The organism is Halomonas sp. DP8Y7-1 (assembly GCF_019801685.1).
Taxonomy (GTDB): Bacteria; Pseudomonadota; Gammaproteobacteria; order Pseudomonadales; family Halomonadaceae; genus Halomonas; species Halomonas litopenaei_A.
The window spans coordinates 895,157-912,339 of record NZ_JAHVIN010000005.1 but is presented as its reverse complement, the minus strand read 5'-3'; the positions used below and the strand labels follow the sequence as shown (position 1 = coordinate 912,339).

At 61.5% G+C, this 17,183-nt stretch carries 15 protein-coding genes; 5 read left to right on the top strand and 10 right to left on the bottom strand.

The features are described from left to right. Window positions 1-151 precede the first annotated feature (151 nt). Entirely contained in the window at window positions 152-931 is a 780-nt protein-coding gene (locus KUV41_RS09270; RefSeq protein WP_222485706.1) for a glutaredoxin family protein, read from the top strand. 94 nt (window positions 932-1,025) lie between these two features. Here KUV41_RS09270 and KUV41_RS09265 read toward each other — a convergent pair whose 3' ends face one another. The 6 genes from KUV41_RS09265 to KUV41_RS09240 all read right to left on the bottom strand — a co-directional run bounded on the left by KUV41_RS09265 (window position 1,026) and on the right by KUV41_RS09240 (window position 7,360). Beyond that, the gene (locus KUV41_RS09265) at window positions 1,026-1,796 is read right to left on the bottom strand and encodes a copper resistance protein B (protein WP_222485704.1); all 771 of its coding nucleotides are present in this window, start codon (window positions 1,794-1,796) and stop codon (window positions 1,026-1,028) included. A 13-nt stretch (window positions 1,797-1,809) separates the two neighbouring features. Then, window positions 1,810-3,738 carry a copper resistance system multicopper oxidase gene (locus KUV41_RS09260; protein ID WP_222485702.1) on the bottom strand — a complete coding sequence of 643 codons (1,929 nt, stop codon included), beginning with the start codon at window positions 3,736-3,738 and terminating at the stop codon, window positions 1,810-1,812. Between the two features lie 68 nt (window positions 3,739-3,806). Further along, complete coding sequence (locus tag KUV41_RS09255; protein WP_242520856.1) at window positions 3,807-5,150, bottom strand: ATP-binding protein; 1,344 nt, start codon at window positions 5,148-5,150, stop codon at window positions 3,807-3,809. Further along, window positions 5,137-5,808 carry a response regulator transcription factor gene (locus tag KUV41_RS09250; RefSeq protein WP_261395968.1) on the bottom strand — a complete coding sequence of 224 codons (672 nt, stop codon included), beginning with the start codon at window positions 5,806-5,808 and terminating at the stop codon, window positions 5,137-5,139. The genes KUV41_RS09255 and KUV41_RS09250 overlap by 14 nt, the downstream gene beginning before the upstream one ends. Window positions 5,809-5,872: 64 nt before the next feature. Then, complete coding sequence (locus KUV41_RS09245; RefSeq protein ID WP_222485700.1) at window positions 5,873-6,361, bottom strand: plastocyanin/azurin family copper-binding protein; 489 nt, start codon at window positions 6,359-6,361, stop codon at window positions 5,873-5,875. Window positions 6,362-6,460: 99 nt separating this feature from the next. Further along, on the bottom strand, window positions 6,461-7,360 hold the full coding sequence (locus tag KUV41_RS09240) for a LysR family transcriptional regulator (RefSeq protein ID WP_222485698.1): 900 nt from the start codon (window positions 7,358-7,360) through the stop codon (window positions 6,461-6,463). A gap of 150 nt (window positions 7,361-7,510) precedes the next feature. Between KUV41_RS09240 and KUV41_RS09235 the strand changes: the two genes are divergently transcribed. From KUV41_RS09235 to KUV41_RS09220, 4 genes are all read left to right on the top strand, one after another. Then, the gene (locus tag KUV41_RS09235; protein WP_222485696.1) at window positions 7,511-8,602 is read left to right on the top strand and encodes a 4-oxalomesaconate tautomerase; all 1,092 of its coding nucleotides are present in this window, start codon (window positions 7,511-7,513) and stop codon (window positions 8,600-8,602) included. A gap of 113 nt (window positions 8,603-8,715) precedes the next feature. Then, window positions 8,716-9,924: a Bug family tripartite tricarboxylate transporter substrate binding protein gene (locus KUV41_RS09230; RefSeq protein WP_261395967.1), complete on the top strand. Its 1,209-nt coding sequence runs from the start codon at window positions 8,716-8,718 to the stop codon at window positions 9,922-9,924. Window positions 9,925-10,120: 196 nt separating this feature from the next. Continuing rightward, window positions 10,121-12,085, top strand: coding sequence for a tripartite tricarboxylate transporter permease (locus KUV41_RS09225; RefSeq protein ID WP_222485694.1), 1,965 nt, complete (start codon window positions 10,121-10,123; stop codon window positions 12,083-12,085). Between the two features lie 377 nt (window positions 12,086-12,462). Beyond that, the gene (locus tag KUV41_RS09220) at window positions 12,463-12,963 is read left to right on the top strand and encodes a hypothetical protein (protein WP_222485692.1); all 501 of its coding nucleotides are present in this window, start codon (window positions 12,463-12,465) and stop codon (window positions 12,961-12,963) included. Window positions 12,964-13,022: 59 nt separating this feature from the next. Here KUV41_RS09220 and KUV41_RS09215 read toward each other — a convergent pair whose 3' ends face one another. The 4 genes from KUV41_RS09215 to KUV41_RS09200 form a co-directional block, all read right to left on the bottom strand. Next, on the bottom strand, window positions 13,023-13,718 hold the full coding sequence (locus KUV41_RS09215; RefSeq protein WP_206942652.1) for a FadR/GntR family transcriptional regulator: 696 nt from the start codon (window positions 13,716-13,718) through the stop codon (window positions 13,023-13,025). A 169-nt stretch (window positions 13,719-13,887) separates the two neighbouring features. Continuing rightward, complete coding sequence (locus KUV41_RS09210; protein ID WP_242520858.1) at window positions 13,888-15,402, bottom strand: tripartite tricarboxylate transporter permease; 1,515 nt, start codon at window positions 15,400-15,402, stop codon at window positions 13,888-13,890. After that, window positions 15,402-15,872 (bottom strand): tripartite tricarboxylate transporter TctB family protein, encoded by a 471-nt coding sequence (locus KUV41_RS09205; protein WP_222485690.1) that lies wholly within the window; start codon window positions 15,870-15,872, stop codon window positions 15,402-15,404. Before KUV41_RS09205 ends, KUV41_RS09210 begins: the two co-directional genes overlap by 1 nt. A 116-nt stretch (window positions 15,873-15,988) precedes the next feature. Further along, window positions 15,989-16,954, bottom strand: coding sequence for a Bug family tripartite tricarboxylate transporter substrate binding protein (locus KUV41_RS09200; RefSeq protein ID WP_222485688.1), 966 nt, complete (start codon window positions 16,952-16,954; stop codon window positions 15,989-15,991). Window positions 16,955-17,183 lie beyond the last annotated feature (229 nt).

Below are 17,183 nucleotides of genomic sequence, written 5' to 3'. Positions count from 1 at the left end.
TCTTGCGCGACTATTGTGCAGCGCCGACTTGACCCTTGTGCTGCACCAAGGTTCTAGTCTGTGGTGAGAGTCCCGGAAATGGGCTGATTGCTCGTATCTACACGGCAATACGTTCGCCGGGGTTATTTTCATGCCACCACGGAGGGAACCGATGAGCAACACGGCCACACGCCACGCGCATGAGACATCCTCCCCCACCGCCGACGTCTATCGGATGAAGACGGATCACCACCTGTGCCCCTTCGGTCTGAAAACACTGTCGCTCCTTAAGCGTAAGGGCTACCAGGTTAACGATCATACTTTGACCTCAAGGGAAGCCATCGACCGCTTTAAGCAGGAAGCCGGCGTCGAGACGACGCCCCAGGTTTACATCGGAGGCGAGCGAGTCGGCGGCTACGAGGATCTGCGACGCCACCTCGGCATGAGTGTCCCTAGCGACAAGGACGTCAGCTACCGCCCTGTCATCGCCATCTTTGCCACGGCACTGTTGATCGGTCTTGCCGTCAGCTGGGCTAGCGGGCAGGCGCTCGTATCGCTGCACACTCTCGAATCTGCCGTGGCATCCGCCATGGTGCTGCTAGGTCTTCAGAAACTGCAGGACGTGGAAAGCTTCAGCACCATGTTTCTGAACTACGACCTACTCGCCCAACGAGAAGTGCGCTATGGCTACATCTACCCCTACGCCGAAACACTGGCCGGGATACTGATGCTGGCAGGCAGCCTGATCTGGATCGCCGCGCCTGTGGCCCTATTCATCGGGGCGGTGGGAGCCATCTCGGTGTTCAAGGCCGTCTACATCGACAAGCGCGAGCTCAAGTGCGCCTGCGTCGGCGGCAACAGCAACGTTCCCCTGGGCTTCGTGTCCCTGAGCGAGAACCTGATCATGTTGCTGATGGGCTTATGGATGCCGGCCAAGGCGCTACTGATGTAGCACGCGACTGACCCGACGACTCCAGAGGTACAGCAAAAGCCCGCCAGACAATGCCTGGCGGGCTTTCCTTGCGTGGCAGCCATGGACAGAGGCATCAAAACCAGACGCGCACCCCGGCAACCACTGCGGTGTCTTCCGTTTGATCACCTTCATCACGTGCCATATCGGCAGTATCACCATAGAGTTTCTGCCAATAGGCGCCGATATAGGGTGCGAACTTGCGATGTAGCTCATAGCGAAGGCGCAGGCCGGTGCGCAAGGAATTGAATCCCTCCCCTACACCGAACTCCTCTGCATCATTGAACGCCACTTCCATTTCCAGTCGAGGCTGGAGGTACAGCCGCTGGGTCAGTCGTAGGTCATATTCCTGCTCCAGACCCAAGGAGGTATCACCATCATCGCTGACACGAAGGTCCAGCTCGGTTTCCAGCCGGTAAGGCGCCAGCCCCTGAAGACTGACCACGCCGAAATAGCGCTCGGGATGGTCGTCGCTGCCAAGCCCACCTTGATAGCCCAGACCGCCTTGCAGCTCCCAGAAGTCGGCAATCAATCTGCTGTAGAGTAGATCCAGCGATTCAAATTCTGCATCTTCGCCATCCCCTTGGGCATTGTCCCCTTCCCCCTTCAGGTAGACGCGATGAACATCGCCTCCGTACCAGGCCTGAAAATCCCAGGACACCGCCTCGCTGTCTTCAGATGGCCAGGCATATTCCAGTCGGTCGATCATCACCGAGCCACGCAGATGCTCCTGCATGGGCGACGGCCAGTGATCTGGTGCGTCGTAGCCATCCTCAGCCAGCGCTACCGATGACATCCCCAGGCCCGATATCGCCGCCAACACAACAAGTCTCTTACGAGATTCCATGCGACATCTCTCCTCAGGCAACCTTGACGACGCGGAACATGCCGGCGTCCATGTGGTACAGAAGGTGACAGTGGAAGGCCCAGCTGCCCTCGGCATCCGCCGTGATCAGTGCAGAAAGGCGCTCGCCTGGCTTGACGTTCAGGGTGTGCTTACGCGGAATCAGCTCACCGGCGCCATTTTCCAACTCCATCCACATGCCATGCAGGTGGATCGGGTGCTCCATCATGGTGCGGTTGACCAGGATGAGGCGCAGACGCTCGCCCTTGTCGAAGTGGATCGGGCCCGAAACCTCACTAAACTTCTTGCCGTCGAAGGACCATATGTAGCGTTCCATGTTACCGGTCAGATGCAGCTCGAGTTCGCGACCAGGAGGACGGCGGTCAGGCCATGGCGCGATGGCCTTCAAGTCCCGATACACCAGCACACGACGATCACGGGCATCCAGGCCGATCCCTGGCTGATCGAGGCGGGAGCCAGGCTGCGCCGCTCCCACCGGCAGCATGGCGGCACCAGTAGAGCGGCCCATATCGTTCATCTGGCCGTGATCCATGCCCGCCATGCTCGAGTGGTCCATAGCAGTCATCGAGCCGTGATCCATGCCCGTCATGCTCGAGTGATCCATAGCGGCCATCGAGCCGTGGTCCATGCCCGTCATGCTCGAGTGGTCCATGCCTTCCATCTGGCTGTGGTCCATACCCGCCATGCTCGAGTGATCCATAGTGGTCATCGCGCCGTGATCCATACCCGCCATGCTCGAGTGATCCATAGCGGTCATCGAGCCGTGATCCATACCTTCATGGGCTCCCATGGCCTCCATTCCTCGATCGGCGATGCGTCGGCGTTCCGGCACCGCCGCCGCCATACCCAGACGAGGCGCCAGGGTCCCTCTGGCAAAGCCGCTTCGGTCCATGGACTCGGCAAAGATGGTGTAGGCCACCTCCTCCTTCGGCGTAACCAGGACGTCATAGGTTTCCGCTACTCCGATACGAAACTCCTCGACAGGCACGGGTCGCACCGGCTGACCGTCAGCCGCCACCACCGTCATTTCGAGCCCCGGAATTCGTACGTCGAAGTAACTCATAGCGGAGCCGTTGATCACGCGCAGCCGCTGGGTCTCACCGGGCCGAAACAAGGCAGTCCAGTTGTCATCGGGCGAGTGGCCATTGAGCAGGTAGGTGTAGGTGGCGCCGGTGACATCGGCGATATCACGAGAGCTCATGCGCATCCGTGCCCACATGGCACGTGCTTCCCAGGTGGAAGCGAAGCCCTGTCGCCCCACATCGTCGATGAAGTCTCCCAGGGTGCGCTCCTGGAAGTTGTAGTACCCCTCACCGGTCTTCAGGTTGTGGAAGATGGTCGAGGGGTCCTCGAAGCTCCAGTCGGTCAGCAGCAGCACGTGCTCGCGGTCATAGCGAAAGGGTTCGCGTTGTTCGGCGTCGATGACCAGGGGGCCCACATGACCAACCTGCTCCTGCAAGCCTGAGTGGCTGTGGTACCAGTAGGTGCCGCTTTGACGGAGGGGAAAGCGGTAGGTAAAGGTTTCGCCCGGCATGATACCGGCAAAGCTCACGCCGGGGACGCCATCCATCTCCGGCGGCAGCAGGATGCCATGCCAATGAATCGAGGTGGGCTCGTCCAGCAGATTGGTGACCCGCAGCGTCACGTCCTGCCCTTCCTTGAGCCGGATCAGTGGGCCAGGGCTGGTGCCGTTGAGGGTGATAGGCCGTGCAGGCTGGCCAGCAATGGGCACGCTCTGGCGACGAATGGCCAGCGAGATATCCGGGCCGTTTTCCACCCCCTTGGGGTAACTCGAGGTCTGTCCCCAGGGGTTGGCCCAGGCAGGTGCCAGGCCTAGGGCGGCGGTGCCGATTCCCAGGGCTGCGCTTCCCTTGATGAAGCCTCGTCGTGATAGCCGATGTGGCGGCAGAAGAGTCGTCGACATGGGTGCTGTCTTCCTGTGCGATGAACTTCTGCCATCTTCCATCGTCAAGCTGAAAGCCAGCTGAATCCCTAACCAATAGGCGGCTTCGCGGAGAGCATTGCCAGCGGCAAGCGAATGGTCACTTCAAGCCCACCCGTGGAAGCCGCCTGAAAACTGACCTCACCCTGATACTGCTCGACCAGTTCAAGCAGTATCGACAGGCCGATGCCATTGCCGGGTCGCCCTTCATCCAACCGTTGGCCTCGCCGCCCCAATAGTGGCAGCCATTCCGGGGGTACTCCCGGACCATCATCCTGGATCTTCAGCTCAACACATTGGTTCAGCGTTAGCGCGAGCCACACCGACTCGCTGGCCCACTTACCCGCGTTATCGAGCACGATGCCAATCATTTCCAGGAAGTCCTGCCGCTCCATATCGATGCAGACATCCTCCGCGTCCCCGAGAGCCATGTTGAAGTGCTTGTCGGGGTACAGACTTCGAAACATGTCAAAAAGCTGGTCGAGTTCCCTCTTGATCCGGGTGTGCTGGCCGCCACCGGGGCCCGCCAGGCGCGCCTGACGCAGATGGGACTCCATCAACTCCTGCATAAGGGTCAGTCGTGTAAGCAAACGTTCACGACGCGCTTCGTCCAGTTCGCGTTTGCCGCGCAGGGCCTGCATCACCGCCGTCAGCGGGGTCTTGAGCGCATGTGACAAATCCGCCACGGCGTTACGTGAACGCACCAGTCGGCGCTCCTGGCTGTCCATCAGGCGGTTGAGTTGAGAGACCAAGGGCCGGAATTCCTGCGGCACCTTCATTCTGAGTCGCTGGCGCTGACCATTTCTCAGCTCGGCCAGTTGGCGCTGCAATAGATCCAGTGGCCGCAGGGCGGCATTGACCGCCAAACCGTTAAGCAGTGAAAGAGCGAGCAGCACCAGGCCTGCGATGGCGCCAATCCACCAGTGCAGAGCAGCGAGGCCTTCCTCGACGCTGTCGAAGGATTCACCAATAAGCAGTACGCCTGCCGTGCCTTCTAGTGAGAAGGTACGCCGTAACACAAGCAAGTGACGCCCTTCCAGGTGCACATCCAGCAACGACTCGTCAGGCCCATCTAGATGCGGGGCCAATGCTGGCAACCAAGCGGGGTGCGAGGTAGTGAGGCGCGTTCCGCGCTTGAGCACGTACAGGTGATGAAAGACCTCGGCCGACAGGCTCGAGGGCAAGGTGGGAGCCGGTACAGGGTCAGCGTTTTGACGCAGTTGTGCCAGGCGATACTCCGCTTCCTGACGCAGTCGGTCACCGAGAAAGTCCCGCGCGGTCTCGCGCAGCAGCAGACCATGCATAAACCAGGTCAACGCCATGACCAGCAGGGACACCGCCCCGAGGCTGACCAGCAGGCGCAGACGAAGACTGTTGCGTCTAATGCGAAACAAGCACGTACCCCTGGCCTCGACGCGTCTGGATGATGTGCTTGCCCAGTAGGCGACGCAAACGAGCGATGTAGACCTCCACCAGATTGGGCGCCGGGGCATCCTGCTCAAGGGCGTAGAGTTGATCGAGCAGCTTCGTCTTGGAGTGCACCCGGTCAGGGTGGTACATCAAGTAGCGCAACAGGCAAAACTCGGTGGCGGTTAGCGGCTGCCATGGTCCTCCCGCGCAGCTGACCTGACGCTGATCCTCATCGAGGCGGACGCCGTTGACGATGAGCCTTGCCGTCAATTCCGTGCGCCGGCGCAACAGCGCATGGACCCGCGCCAGCAGCTCCTGTTCGTGAAAGGGCTTGGTGAGATAGTCATCGGCCCCTCGACGAAGGCCATCTACCTTGTCCTGCCAGGCATCGCGAGCCGTCAACAAGAGCACCGGAAGACCAAGACCCTGGTCTCGCTGGAACTCCAGCCAATCGAGCCCCGAACCATCGGGCAGGCCGATGTCCAGGATCATCAGCGCATACTCTTCGCTGTGCAACAGCGCCTTTGCCACGCTCAGCCGCTCGGCAACGTCAACGCGATAGCCATGATCATCCAAGGCATCTTTCAGACTCTCGCAGAGCAGGTCATCATCCTCGACCAGCAACAGCTTCATCACCATCATCTCCCGGCCTGTCTCCGTCCTGCCACGCCCCAGCCAAGCTGGAAGGAGTGGCCCTGACTGACGCCTATGGTCCCACACTCAGAGCGCCGTGCATGCCCGCCTCGAAATGTCCAGGGATATTGCAGGCGAAGGTCAGCGATGCCCCCTGTTCCGGCGCCTGCCAGACCAGCGTCCTGGTCTCTCCCGGCGCCAGGGTAACTGCCGGCATCTCCATGGCCCCGTGCATCTGGCTCATGTCGTGACCGTCCCCATGCATGCCATGTCCTCCCCCAGATGCCATCTCACGCATCATCTTGCGGTGTTCATCCTGAGCCTCGGCAGAGCCGATCACGAATTCGTGCTCCAACTGGCCGCTGTTAGTGACCTCGAAGGCGACCACTTCGCCAGGAGCAACGCTCAGTTGCTCTGGATCAAACCAGATATCGCCAGCCTCGACAGCGATGGTGCGCTCTGCGTGCGCGGGATCAATCATTGACGACTGAGCGTGGCCGGCACCCGCCAACGCCTGAGTCGACACCAGACCAAGGGCTAACACCATCAGTGTGCTACGCATGACATCGTCCTTCCATAGTGGGATGAAGGTAGCCGTTATAGCGCGGCTAGCTGAATCCAGGCTGAATCAGCCGCAAGCACGCAGGGAGTATCCTCCCGCTCACGAGTGAGTCCACTTCTCCAGCAGCAGGTCGATAAACAGCTGGGCAGTCCCCGAGATACTATGCAGATTGCTGCGCACCAGGCCGATGGTGCGCAGAATGCGTGGCTCGGGCAGTTCGCGCGAACACAAGATCTCGTGGTCCGGGCCCGGCATGGTCATGCGCGGCAGTATCGCCACCCCCAATCCAGACTCCACCAGCCCCAGCGACGTCGATAGATGCTGCACCTCGTAAAAGCTGTTGAGATGGATGCCTTCGGCTGACAGGGCGCTATCCAGCAGGGTGCGGTTGCCGCTATCGCGACTGACGGTGATCAGCCTTACCTGCTCCAGATCGGCCCAGGCGATCTGCGTCTTGGCGGCCAGCGGATGATCCGATCGCAGCGCCAGTACGAAGGGGTCTCTCAGTAGCTGCGTAAACGACACTTCAGGGCGTTGAGCGCTGAACATGTTGATGCCGAAGTCCGCCTCACCACTGATGACCTTCTCCAGCCCTTCATTGGCGCTGACGTCGAGTATGCGAATCCGAATACCCGGCCAGGCCTCGCTGAACTCACGAATCACACTCGGCAAGAAGTAGAATGCGGCGGTCGGTAGACAGGCAATCGTGACCGTGCCGGTCTGGTGGGTGGCCAGCTCGCGAATGCCGAGAATCGAGGACTCGTACTCCTCGATCATGCGTCTAGCCCTCGGCAGGAAATCGGCGCCAATGGCCGTCAGGCGAGTACGCCGCGTGGTGCGCTCCAGCAGGCTGACCTCCAGCAACTCCTCGAGCTTCTGAATTCGCCGCGAGAGCGCAGGCTGCGAGAGGTGCAGACGCTGTGCCGCTTCGTGGAACGACCCCAGCTCGGCGACTTGAATAAACGCTTGTAGATCAAGAAATTCCAGCCTGTGCAGCATATCTCTACTCTTGCATGATCGGTGAGCTACTGATAACCATAGCGCATTAATCCGTCTTTCGCATTGATACATAAAGCTCTTTGCATTTGAAGCATCAAACGCCTGGTGACAAGCTGCTGTCGTGACCTCCAACAACGACGTGACATCACCATGATGAACAGCATCCCCTGCATGATCATGCGAGGCGGCACTTCCAGAGGCCCCTTCCTGCGCATGTCAGACCTTCCCGAGGATGAGAAGGCTCGGGCAGATATCCTGATCAGCCTGATGGGATCCGGTCATGCCCTACAGATCGATGGCATAGGGGGTGGCGACCCACTGACCAGCAAGGTCGCCATCGTTGAGCGCTCGGCGCATCCCGATGCCGACGTGGACTACCTGTTTGCCCAGGTCGACGTGCTCAATCACCGCGTCGACTTCAATCCCAACTGCGGCAACATGCTGTCGGCGGTGGGGCCCTACGCCATTGAGTCCGGCCTGGTGGAACCGCAGCAGGATTTCACGCTGGTAAGGGTGCGCAACCTGAATACGCAGCGCTTGATCGAGTGCCATGTCCCGACCCAGGGCGGCCAGGTTCTCTACGATGGCGACACCCGTATCAGCGGCGTTCCCGGGACCTCGTCGGCCATTCAACTGAGCTTTCTTGATATCGTCGGGACCAAGACCTGTGGCCTTCTCCCCACCGGCAATGTGGTGGATCTGATCGATGGCGTCGCCGTGAGCTGCCTCGACGCGGCGACGCCCATCATCATGATCAGAGCGGAAGAGCTGGGGCTGACAGGGCACGAGTCCCCTGACCAGCTGGACGCGAACCGTCAGCTGCTGGCGCGTATAGAGCGCCTCCGCCGACACGCCGGCGAGCTGATGGGCCTGGGCGATGTCAGCCAGAGCGTGCTGCCAAAGCCGGTGCTGGTGTCCCCTGCACTGGAACAGGGACGCACCCTGTGCGCCCGCTATTTCGTGCCCCATCGCTGCCATAAGGCCATCGCCGTGACCGGCGCCATCGCCGTCGCGTCGTCAGTCAGCGTGCCGGGAACCGTAGCGAATCTGATCGCCGTTGGCGCGGGATCACTGGAAGCCAACGAGCTGGCCTACCGGGTCAGTATCGAACACCCATCGGGCTTCATTGATCTGGAAGTCGAACACCGCGGCAGCAACGCCACCGACATCGCGCGCGTCTCGCTGATCCGAACCGCGCGCAAGATCATGGCCGGCACCCTGTTCTACGCCCTGCCCGATTGATCCGACTCAACCCGATTTCGCTCTGGCCTCGTCGCATGACGATGATGTCAGCGCTACGGGCACTGCCGACAACGGCAGGCCCCTGATAACGACAACACAGAAGGAACCACGCCATGACCAAGCCAACGCTTGTCTCTTTACAGCACCTCTCGCTCCAGCACCTCTCGCTCCAGCACTTCTCGCTACAGAACGTCTCGTCGCAGCCGTCTTCCTCGACGTCATCACCCTCAGTCTTTCGGCTTCGCGGCATGGCCCGCGCCACCCTCCTAGGCCTCGCGGTGTCCGCTGCGACGCTCTGCGGCACGGCCCACGCAGATGACGCCGATGTTCCTGGCAACATCAAATGGACAGTGCCTTTTGGCGTCGGTGGCGGCACCGACGTGTGGGCTCGCTTCTTCGCGCCCTGGCTCAGCGATTACCTGCCCGGCGAACCCACCATCATGATTGATAACGTCCCAGGTGGAGGCTCGATCAACGGAGCCAACCTGTTCGCCATGCGTGCCAAGACGGATGGCTCCCACTGGCTAGGCACCTCTGCATCGACTCAGTACCCGGCCATGCTGGATGACCGCCGTGTTCGCTACGACTACCAGGAATGGACGCCGATCCTGGCCACGCCTACTGGCGGCGTGGTTTACGGCCAGCCGAGTCTCGGCGAAGACGCCGACGCCATTATTGATGCGATGCTCGACCAGCAGGTCAAGATCGCCGCCCAGAACCCGACCGGCCTGGAACTGCCAGTACTGATCGCTCTGGATCTGCTGGGCGCCGACGTCCAGGCCGTATTCGGCATGCGCAGCCGTGGCGAAGGTCGACTGGCCTTCGAGCGGGGTGAGGCCGACATCGACTTTCAAACCAGTTCAGCCTACTTGAGCAACGTCCTGCCGCTGGTGGAGTCCGGCAAGGCGGTCCCGCTGTTTTCGTTGGGGCTGCTTAACGATGAAGGCGAGATCGTACGTGACCCCGCCTTCCCCGACCTGCCCACCTTCAATGAAGTCTACGCCGCCCGCCACGGCGAAGCGCCAACAGGCCCTGCCTACGAAGCCTTTCGCAAGTTCTTCGCCTCGGGCTACGCGCTGCAGAAGCTGATTGTGGTCCCCAAGGACACCCCGGCAGACCTGATCGAGACCTATCGTGACGCAGCACGCGAGTTCATCGCTACCGACGCCTTCAAGCAGGACGCTGAAGCTCAGCTGGGACCCTATGATCCGGTGGTCGGCGAGGTTATCCAGCGCCACCTGGAAGACGCCATGAGCATTGATGATGCGACCCGTGAGTGGCTCACCCACTGGCTGAAGGAAAAACACAACGCCCAGATCTGAATGGCGCAAGCGCCGCGCAGTCCTCCTCCAGATACCAGCGGACTCCGGCGCTATCAGCGACTAACCGCAGCTTCTCTATTAGGACTGCCGAAAGGAGCTCGGCTCACAGCTCGGCTTACAGATCGACCACAACAACGTGACGACAACAGCGCTGGGGGCACGCCTCAGCGCTACGACAATACGAGAGTCCAACGCCATGCTTGATATCTTCCTCTCCAGCCTGGGACAGTTGTTCACCCTGTCCCATATGCTGTTCATGCTGCTGGGGGTGATGGTCGGCCTGATCGTCGGCATCATTCCCGGACTCGGGGGCATCGCTGGCATGTCCCTGCTGCTCCCTTTCCTCTACGGCATGGAGCCTACGGTGGCACTGGGCATGCTGATGGGACTGGTCGCCGTCATCCCGACTGGCGACACCTTTGCCTCCGTGCTGCTCGGCATCCCTGGCTCCAGCGCTTCTCAAGCCACCGTTATCGACGGTTTCTCGTTGGCCAAGAAGGGCCAGGCAGCCCGGGCCCTGTCCAGCGCCTTCCTGTCCTCCATGATCGGTGGCCTGATTGGTGCGGTGGTGCTGACCGGATTTATCCTGATCGCCCGCCCGCTGGTACTGTCCTTCTCGTCATCAGAGCTGTTCATGCTGACGCTGCTTGGCCTGTCCATGGTGGCGGTGCTGTCAGGCGCAGATCTGTTCAAGGGGCTTGCCGCCTGCGGGCTCGGCCTGCTGGTAGGCGGTATCGGCATGGCCCCGGCCACCGGTGAGTTTCGTCTCAATCTGGACATCGATTACCTGTTTGATGGCCTGCCTCTGGTCGTTGTCGGCCTGGGCATCTTCGCCCTGCCCGAGATCATCGACCTGCTGGTCAAACGTGGCGCTATCGCCGAAAAGCCCTGCCGCCTTGGTGAAGGCTGGCGCCGCGGCATCCAGGATGTTGGCCAACAGCGTGGCCTGGTCGCCCGCTGCGCCGCCATCGGCAGTCTGGTGGGCACCATTCCTGGCCTGGCGGGCTCTGTCGTCGACTGGCTGACCTATGGTCATGCGGTCCAAACCGCCAAGGACAAGTCCGCATTTGGCAAGGGCGACATTCGTGGCGTCATCGCCCCGGAATCCGCCAACAACGCCTGCGCCTGCGGCGCCATGGTACCAACACTGCTGTTCGGGGTACCGGGCTCGGGCACTGCCGCCGTGTTTCTCGGCGGTCTCTTGCTGCTGGGCCTGCAACCTGGCGTTGGCATGATCGAGACCCATCTTGATCTGACGTACACCATCATCTGGTCACTGGCCCTTGCCAACATCCTTGGTGCCGCCATGTGCTTGCTCCTGGCACGCCCGGTGGCCAACCTGACCCGGGTGCCCTTCGCCACCCTGGCTCCCTTGATCACCGTGCTCATCATCTTCGCCGCCTTCCAGGCGACGCGAGCCACCGGTGATCTGTTGGCGCTGGGTGCCATCGGCGTCATCGGCGTGCTGTTCAAGCGCGCCAACTGGTCACGCCCCGCCTTCCTGATCGGCTTCGTCCTCGCCCCAGGGGCTGAGGCCTACTTCTACCAGGCGGTACAGTTTCAGGGTGCTGACGCCTTCCTGCGTCCCGGTGTGCTGATCATCGGCGCCATGATCCTGGCTGCGCTGTTCATCCCGATCATTGGTGCCGGCGTCAAGAAACGCCGCCAGGCCATGTCTGTCGGGGCCGCTGCTACCCAGACTAGCGACGACGTGGCGCCGCACCAGCTCGGCATCATCGACATCATCCTGCTGGTGGCCCTGCTGGTCCTGGCGGCCAGCGCCTGGATCAACGTCTCCGAGCTGTCACTCATCGGCGGCATCATGCCCCGCCTGGCCATCGCCATCATGGCCGTGGCCTGTCTGGCGGAAGTGGCGCGCAGCGTGATTCGCCGTCCCCGCTGGCAGCAGCAAAGTCTGGAGCGTGAAAGCGTCTGGCTCATCGGGTTCTTTGCGCTGGTCGGTGCCATGCTCTCGATCGGCTTTATCACCACCGCCACGCTGTTCACTCTGGTCTTCCTGCTGGCCGTTGCCAAGCTGCGGTGGTGGTTGGCCCTGCTGATGGCCATGGGGGTGACGGGATTCCTGGTCAGCATGGCAACCTTCCTCACCCTGACCTACCCGCAAGGCTTGCTGGACCCGCTGCTGTTCGGTTGGCTCTAGGCCCGTCCGCAATCCATACAAGGCTCCGTCCCGCAGCAGTCTCCCGGCGGAGCCTTCTTTATCGACGCAGTGCCGACACTCGCCTCGGGATTCAGCACTCGCTACCCAGCCAGATACTTGTCTCGTACCCAGGTACACGTAGCGGGAGCCAACATCTGAAGCCACCCTGGCAACGTTCGCAGGAACTATGCGGCAACGCCGAGATCTCGTTCCCAAGCTTGCTCTATCGCCCCTGCCCGGCGGTAGACTCGAGTATCACTCTCCTCTCATGCAGCAGGAAACATCGACACTCACCCCGTTCTCGTTGCCTGACCTCTGACGGCCTCGACAATCTCCAGCCTGCGATCACCAGCCCCTCTCTGACATGGAGGCATCCCATGGACCTGGTAGAGAAACTCATCGCTGAACCGACCGATGATATCTTTGATCTTCTGCTGGCCGATGACAAAGAGGTCTTCTGGGTCGACTGGCGAGATGACGACGCCGTGCTGGCTGACTACTGCGAGGCCGTCGCCCACACCGGTATGCTGGGCTCCCACTGGGTCGACGACGTGCTGACCATCACCTACGCAGAACGGTCACGGGCAGTGCCGCTGACCCAGTCACCGGGGGACCGGCACATCACGTTGATGACGATTAACGAACTGATGGCCCCTGACTACAGCATCAGGATGGTATGGGAGTCGGAAGGCAGCGATACCCTGGCCTTCAGCGTGCTGCCAGAGGCCAGGTGGGCCGAATTGGAAGCGCAATATGGGAGCGCTGCGGTGGATCGGGCTTTTCTCACCCTGACTCACGACATCAATCCCTTCATCGATGCCCTGCACGTCCAGCGCCCGACGAGCAAGGAGCGTCGCTGGTGGACGTTCTGGCGATAGCCGGCTGCTGAGGGTTCATCGATTCCATGGAGCCTGCCAGGCGCACGCCAGACGAGTTGCTAACGCGTGCCTTCAAACATCCGATGTCGGGCATTGTCGATATGGGCGCGCATGGCGGCTTCCGCAGCCTCTCCATCCTTGGCGGCGATGGCGTCGACGATGGCCAGATGTTCGTCCTGTACCAGTCGCAGGCGCGCCTGCGACGCCATCAGCGACAGCCCACGAGTCAGGTTCATCCCTTCCTTGATACTCTCGTTGAGCGACTTCAATACGGTGGTGTAGTAGTGGTTGCTGGCCGCTTCGGTAATCGCCAGATGGAAGCGATAGTCTTCGTCGGTAGCCAGATCGTGGCGAGCATTGGCCTCATCGATGATGTCGTAGCAGCGACGAATCTGGTCGAGCTGTTCCTGGGTACGTCGCAACGCCGCCAGATGTGCTGCCCGCGCTTCGACGTTGGTGCGAAACTCAAAGCAGCGCTGAATGTCGGCAATGCTGGAGATAGGCGCAAACTTGAGTACCGCGCTGTCAGGCTGACGAATGACAAAGCTGCCGGAGCCGCGCCGGGACACCACCAGCTCATCCTCCTTGAGTCGGGCCAGGGCATCGCGCAGCACCGGACGAGAGACTTCATAGCGACGGCACAACTGCGCCTCGGTGGGCAACTTCTCATTGACCGGGTACTGGCCTTCGATGATCGCTTCCAGAATCTTCTCGTAGACCGCCGAAGCCAGTGAAAATTTCGCCTCTAATGCCATCTTGCCTTGCTCCGGATCTCTTGTTCCCTGGAAGTTGCCCGTCCGGCTCGTCACTCCGCCGTGGCCCCCTCCCTTTTTACCATCGCAAACGGCGCCCTGCACTGGACCTTGAGGTCGTACCCGGGCGCCTTTCGCCGTTCCTTGCCCTAACACTGGCGCATTTCCCCGCTCAGGCCACCGTCTTGGCCTTGCCAGGCCTGCCTGCCTGACGCCCCTTCCAGATGCCGTTGGCGATGATCAGAGTCCAGGTCAGAATCGCCAGCCCCGCCAGCACCATGGCGATGGGCCGGTCGACGAAGGCCATCAGGTCGCCGTCGGACTTGAGGATCGAGCGCATGAAGTTGCTCTCGATGATGGGGCCGAGGATAAAGGCCAGAATCAGCGGACCCAGCGGGAAGTCGTTCTCCATCAGGAAGACCCCGACCAGCCCCAGGCCGAGCATGATCCAGACGTCGAACATGCTGTTGTTGGCAGAGAAGGCACCCACGATACAAAACATCAGGATCAATGGGTAGAGAACCCCTGTGGGCACCGCCAGCAACCTGCCGGCCCCCTTGATCGCCATCAGCCCCAGCGGCAGCAGCAGCAGATTGGCCAGCACGAACACCATGAAGATGGCGTTGACCAGGGCACCCTGCTCGGTGAAGACGTCCGGGCCCGGGGTGATGCCCTTGGTGGTCAACACGCCGATGATGATAGCGGTGACGGTATCCCCGGGAATGCCGAACACCAGCGCCGGGATATAGGCGCCGGACAGGGCCGCGTTGTTGGCGGCGCTGGCCGAGACCAGCCCCTCTGGATGACCGGTACCGTACTTCTGTGGCTCACGGGACAGCTTGCGGCTGATGGCATAACTGATCCAGGACGCGATATCGGCGCCGGCGCCGGGCAGCGCCCCGATCATGGTGCCAAGCAGGCCCCCTCGGGCAACGCCACCCTTGTAGCGCCAGGTTGTCCCGGCAACGCCGTCCAGCAGCTTGCCCTTGGGAGTTTCCACGTTAGCGGCGCTCTGTCCCGCCCCAGGCAGGCTGCGCAGCAGTTCAGTAATGGCAAACAAACCAATCAGCACCGGCAGCAACGAGATACCGGCAAGCAGGTCATAGCTGCCCATGGTGAAGCGCATCTGGCCGGACACGCTGTCCATGCCGACCATCGCCAGAGACAGGCCGATCAGCATCGAAATAGCGCCCTTGAGCGGATCGCCACCGGCCACCAGGATGGCGCAGGACAGCCCCAACAAGGCCAGCCAGAAATACTCGTCACTGGTGAATTGCAGCGCAAATTCAGCGATCCGCGGGGCAAACAGGGCAAGCACCGCTACGCCAATAATGCCACCCAGCATCGAGCAGGTGACGTTGATGCCGAGGGCAAGCCCCAACTTGCCCTTCTTGCCCAGAAGATAGGCCTCGTCGGCATAGACCGCAGACGCCGGCGTACCCGGCATCCTCAGCAGCGCCCCAGGTATATCACCCGCGACGATGGCCATGGCGGTGGCTGAGACGATGGCGGCGATCGCCGGCAGCGGCTCCATGAAAAAGGTCACCGGCACCAGCAAGGCGGTCGCCATGGTCGCGGTAAGACCAGGAATAGCGCCCATGAACAGCCCGAACAGGGAGGCCGCGATGATCACCAGGATCACCTCGGCGTCGAGCACCATGGAGGCAGCTTGCAGTAATTCGTTCATCAGTAGAGCACCTGTTCAAGCAGTCCGGGAGCCAGGGGGACGTGCAGCACCTGGGCGAACAGCATCCAGATCACTGCCGTCGCCATCACCGCGATCAGCAGCGCGCGGCCCCAGCCGCGGCGGTGATACATCCGGAACAGCAGCGTCAACAGCGTCACCGCCACCACCGGAAAGCCGAGCACCGGAGTCAGCAGCACATAGGCAATGACGCTCGCCACCACCGCACCGAGCGCCAGCAGGAAGGGGCGCCCGACCACCTTGCCCGACCAGCGCACCAACGCCTGGCGCTGTCGCAAGCCCTTGAGGATCAACAGCCCCCCCATCAGCAACAACAGCCCGCCGACCACCTTGGGAAAGGTCCCGGCGCCGTAGACCTGCCGCGGCAATGGGCTCAAATCGGCAGAAGCCACGATGAGGGCAGCCCCCAAGGCCGCCGCCATGGTTCCTGATATTGCATCACTGGTACGCATGAGACATGTCTCCTTGATGCAGACGCATCAGCGGAGAGGCGCCGCCCAAGCGGCGCTTCTACAAAGTGTCACTGGCGGTCCCCACCCACCATCAGCAGGTGAAGACCGAAGGTCGATCACTGGGCCAGGCCCAGCTTGTCGATGATGGATGCGTTGTTGGCGTCCTGTTCGGCCATGAACGCCTCGAAGCCTTCCGGTCCTTCCCATACCGCACCGAAACCGCGGCCTTCCATGAACGCCTGGAAATCCTCGGAGTTCCACACGGCCTCAGCCGCGCTCAGCAGGCGCTCGGTGACGTCTTCTGGCAGCCCCTCGGGGCCGACCAGACCACGCCAGGAACCGTGGGACCAGTCATCGCCGGTCACCTCGCCAGCGGCGGGAATATCGGGGAAGGCGTCCTCACGCTCGCTGGATAGCACCGCCAGCGTGCGCACACGATCAGACTCACGCATGGACTCCGTTTCCGGCAGCGACGAGAAGACAATATCGACACCGCCCGCAGCCAGCTCCTGCAGACCTGGCGCCGCCCCCTCACTGGGCACCAGGTTGACGGTGTTGGGATCGATGCCTTGCTGATCAAGGAAGCCGGCGAAGGACAGGTGGTAGGCAGCGCCGGGCGCGGAGCCCGACACGGTGTACTCGTTGGGTGACTCGGCCAGATCCGCCAGCGCCTCTTCCAGGTTCTGCCAAGGGGCCTCGGCGTTGACGGTAAAGGCGGCGTAGTCGAGGTTGAGCAGCGCGATCGGGGTAAAGTCTTCGTAGGACAGATCCGCGGTGCCGATGTGCTGGTAGGTGGCGATCTCGGCGGTACCCAGGCCCAGGGTGTAGCCATCGGGACGCGCCATTTTCATCGCCATGTGACCGACCACACCGGAGCCGCCGGTGCGGTTGACCACATTGACCGGTTGCCCCAGCTCCTGCTGCAGCCCGGCAGCGAACTGTCGACCCACGGCGTCGGTGCCGCCGCCGGCAGACCAGGGCACAATCAGGGTGATCGGCTTGGTGGGATAGTCGTCACCGACCGCGACCGAGGAGGTCGCCACCAGCAGGGAAGCACATAGCAGGCGTGGAAGCGTTCGCATGGGTTATCTCTCTTGTCAGCTAGCGTCGGAAGCTCCGGCGTCAACGCATTTGCTCGGCACCGGAATGAACGCTTGCAAGAGTGCCCTCGGACCGAAAAACAGACAAGTTATTACAACTTATACTTTATGCTAACGGGGACATGACAAACGCATCATCTAGACGCAAATGCGCTTAAAAATCCGCACAAATAATCGACAAACAATGTTATAAAACAGCATCTTATACAAT

What these genes read in the sequence shown, in the direction of transcription:
- KUV41_RS09250 (WP_261395968.1), bottom strand. Translation starts at nt 5,808, where the DNA reads ATGATGGTGATGAAGCTGTTGCTGGTCGAGGATGATGACCTGCTCTGC.
- KUV41_RS09210 (WP_242520858.1), bottom strand. Translation starts at nt 15,402, where the DNA reads ATGAACGAATTACTGCAAGCTGCCTCCATGGTGCTCGACGCCGAGGTG.
- KUV41_RS09240 (WP_222485698.1), bottom strand. Translation starts at nt 7,360, where the DNA reads ATGCTGCACAGGCTGGAATTTCTTGATCTACAAGCGTTTATTCAAGTC.
- KUV41_RS09200 (WP_222485688.1), bottom strand. Translation starts at nt 16,954, where the DNA reads ATGCGAACGCTTCCACGCCTGCTATGTGCTTCCCTGCTGGTGGCGACC.
- KUV41_RS09235 (WP_222485696.1), top strand. Translation starts at nt 7,511, where the DNA reads ATGATGAACAGCATCCCCTGCATGATCATGCGAGGCGGCACTTCCAGA.
- KUV41_RS09230 (WP_261395967.1), top strand. Translation starts at nt 8,716, where the DNA reads ATGACCAAGCCAACGCTTGTCTCTTTACAGCACCTCTCGCTCCAGCAC.
- KUV41_RS09265 (WP_222485704.1), bottom strand. Translation starts at nt 1,796, where the DNA reads ATGGAATCTCGTAAGAGACTTGTTGTGTTGGCGGCGATATCGGGCCTG.
- KUV41_RS09220 (WP_222485692.1), top strand. Translation starts at nt 12,463, where the DNA reads ATGGACCTGGTAGAGAAACTCATCGCTGAACCGACCGATGATATCTTT.
- KUV41_RS09215 (WP_206942652.1), bottom strand. Translation starts at nt 13,718, where the DNA reads ATGGCATTAGAGGCGAAATTTTCACTGGCTTCGGCGGTCTACGAGAAG.
- KUV41_RS09260 (WP_222485702.1), bottom strand. Translation starts at nt 3,738, where the DNA reads ATGTCGACGACTCTTCTGCCGCCACATCGGCTATCACGACGAGGCTTC.
- KUV41_RS09225 (WP_222485694.1), top strand. Translation starts at nt 10,121, where the DNA reads ATGCTTGATATCTTCCTCTCCAGCCTGGGACAGTTGTTCACCCTGTCC.
- KUV41_RS09205 (WP_222485690.1), bottom strand. Translation starts at nt 15,872, where the DNA reads ATGCGTACCAGTGATGCAATATCAGGAACCATGGCGGCGGCCTTGGGG.
- KUV41_RS09245 (WP_222485700.1), bottom strand. Translation starts at nt 6,361, where the DNA reads ATGCGTAGCACACTGATGGTGTTAGCCCTTGGTCTGGTGTCGACTCAG.
- KUV41_RS09270 (WP_222485706.1), top strand. Translation starts at nt 152, where the DNA reads ATGAGCAACACGGCCACACGCCACGCGCATGAGACATCCTCCCCCACC.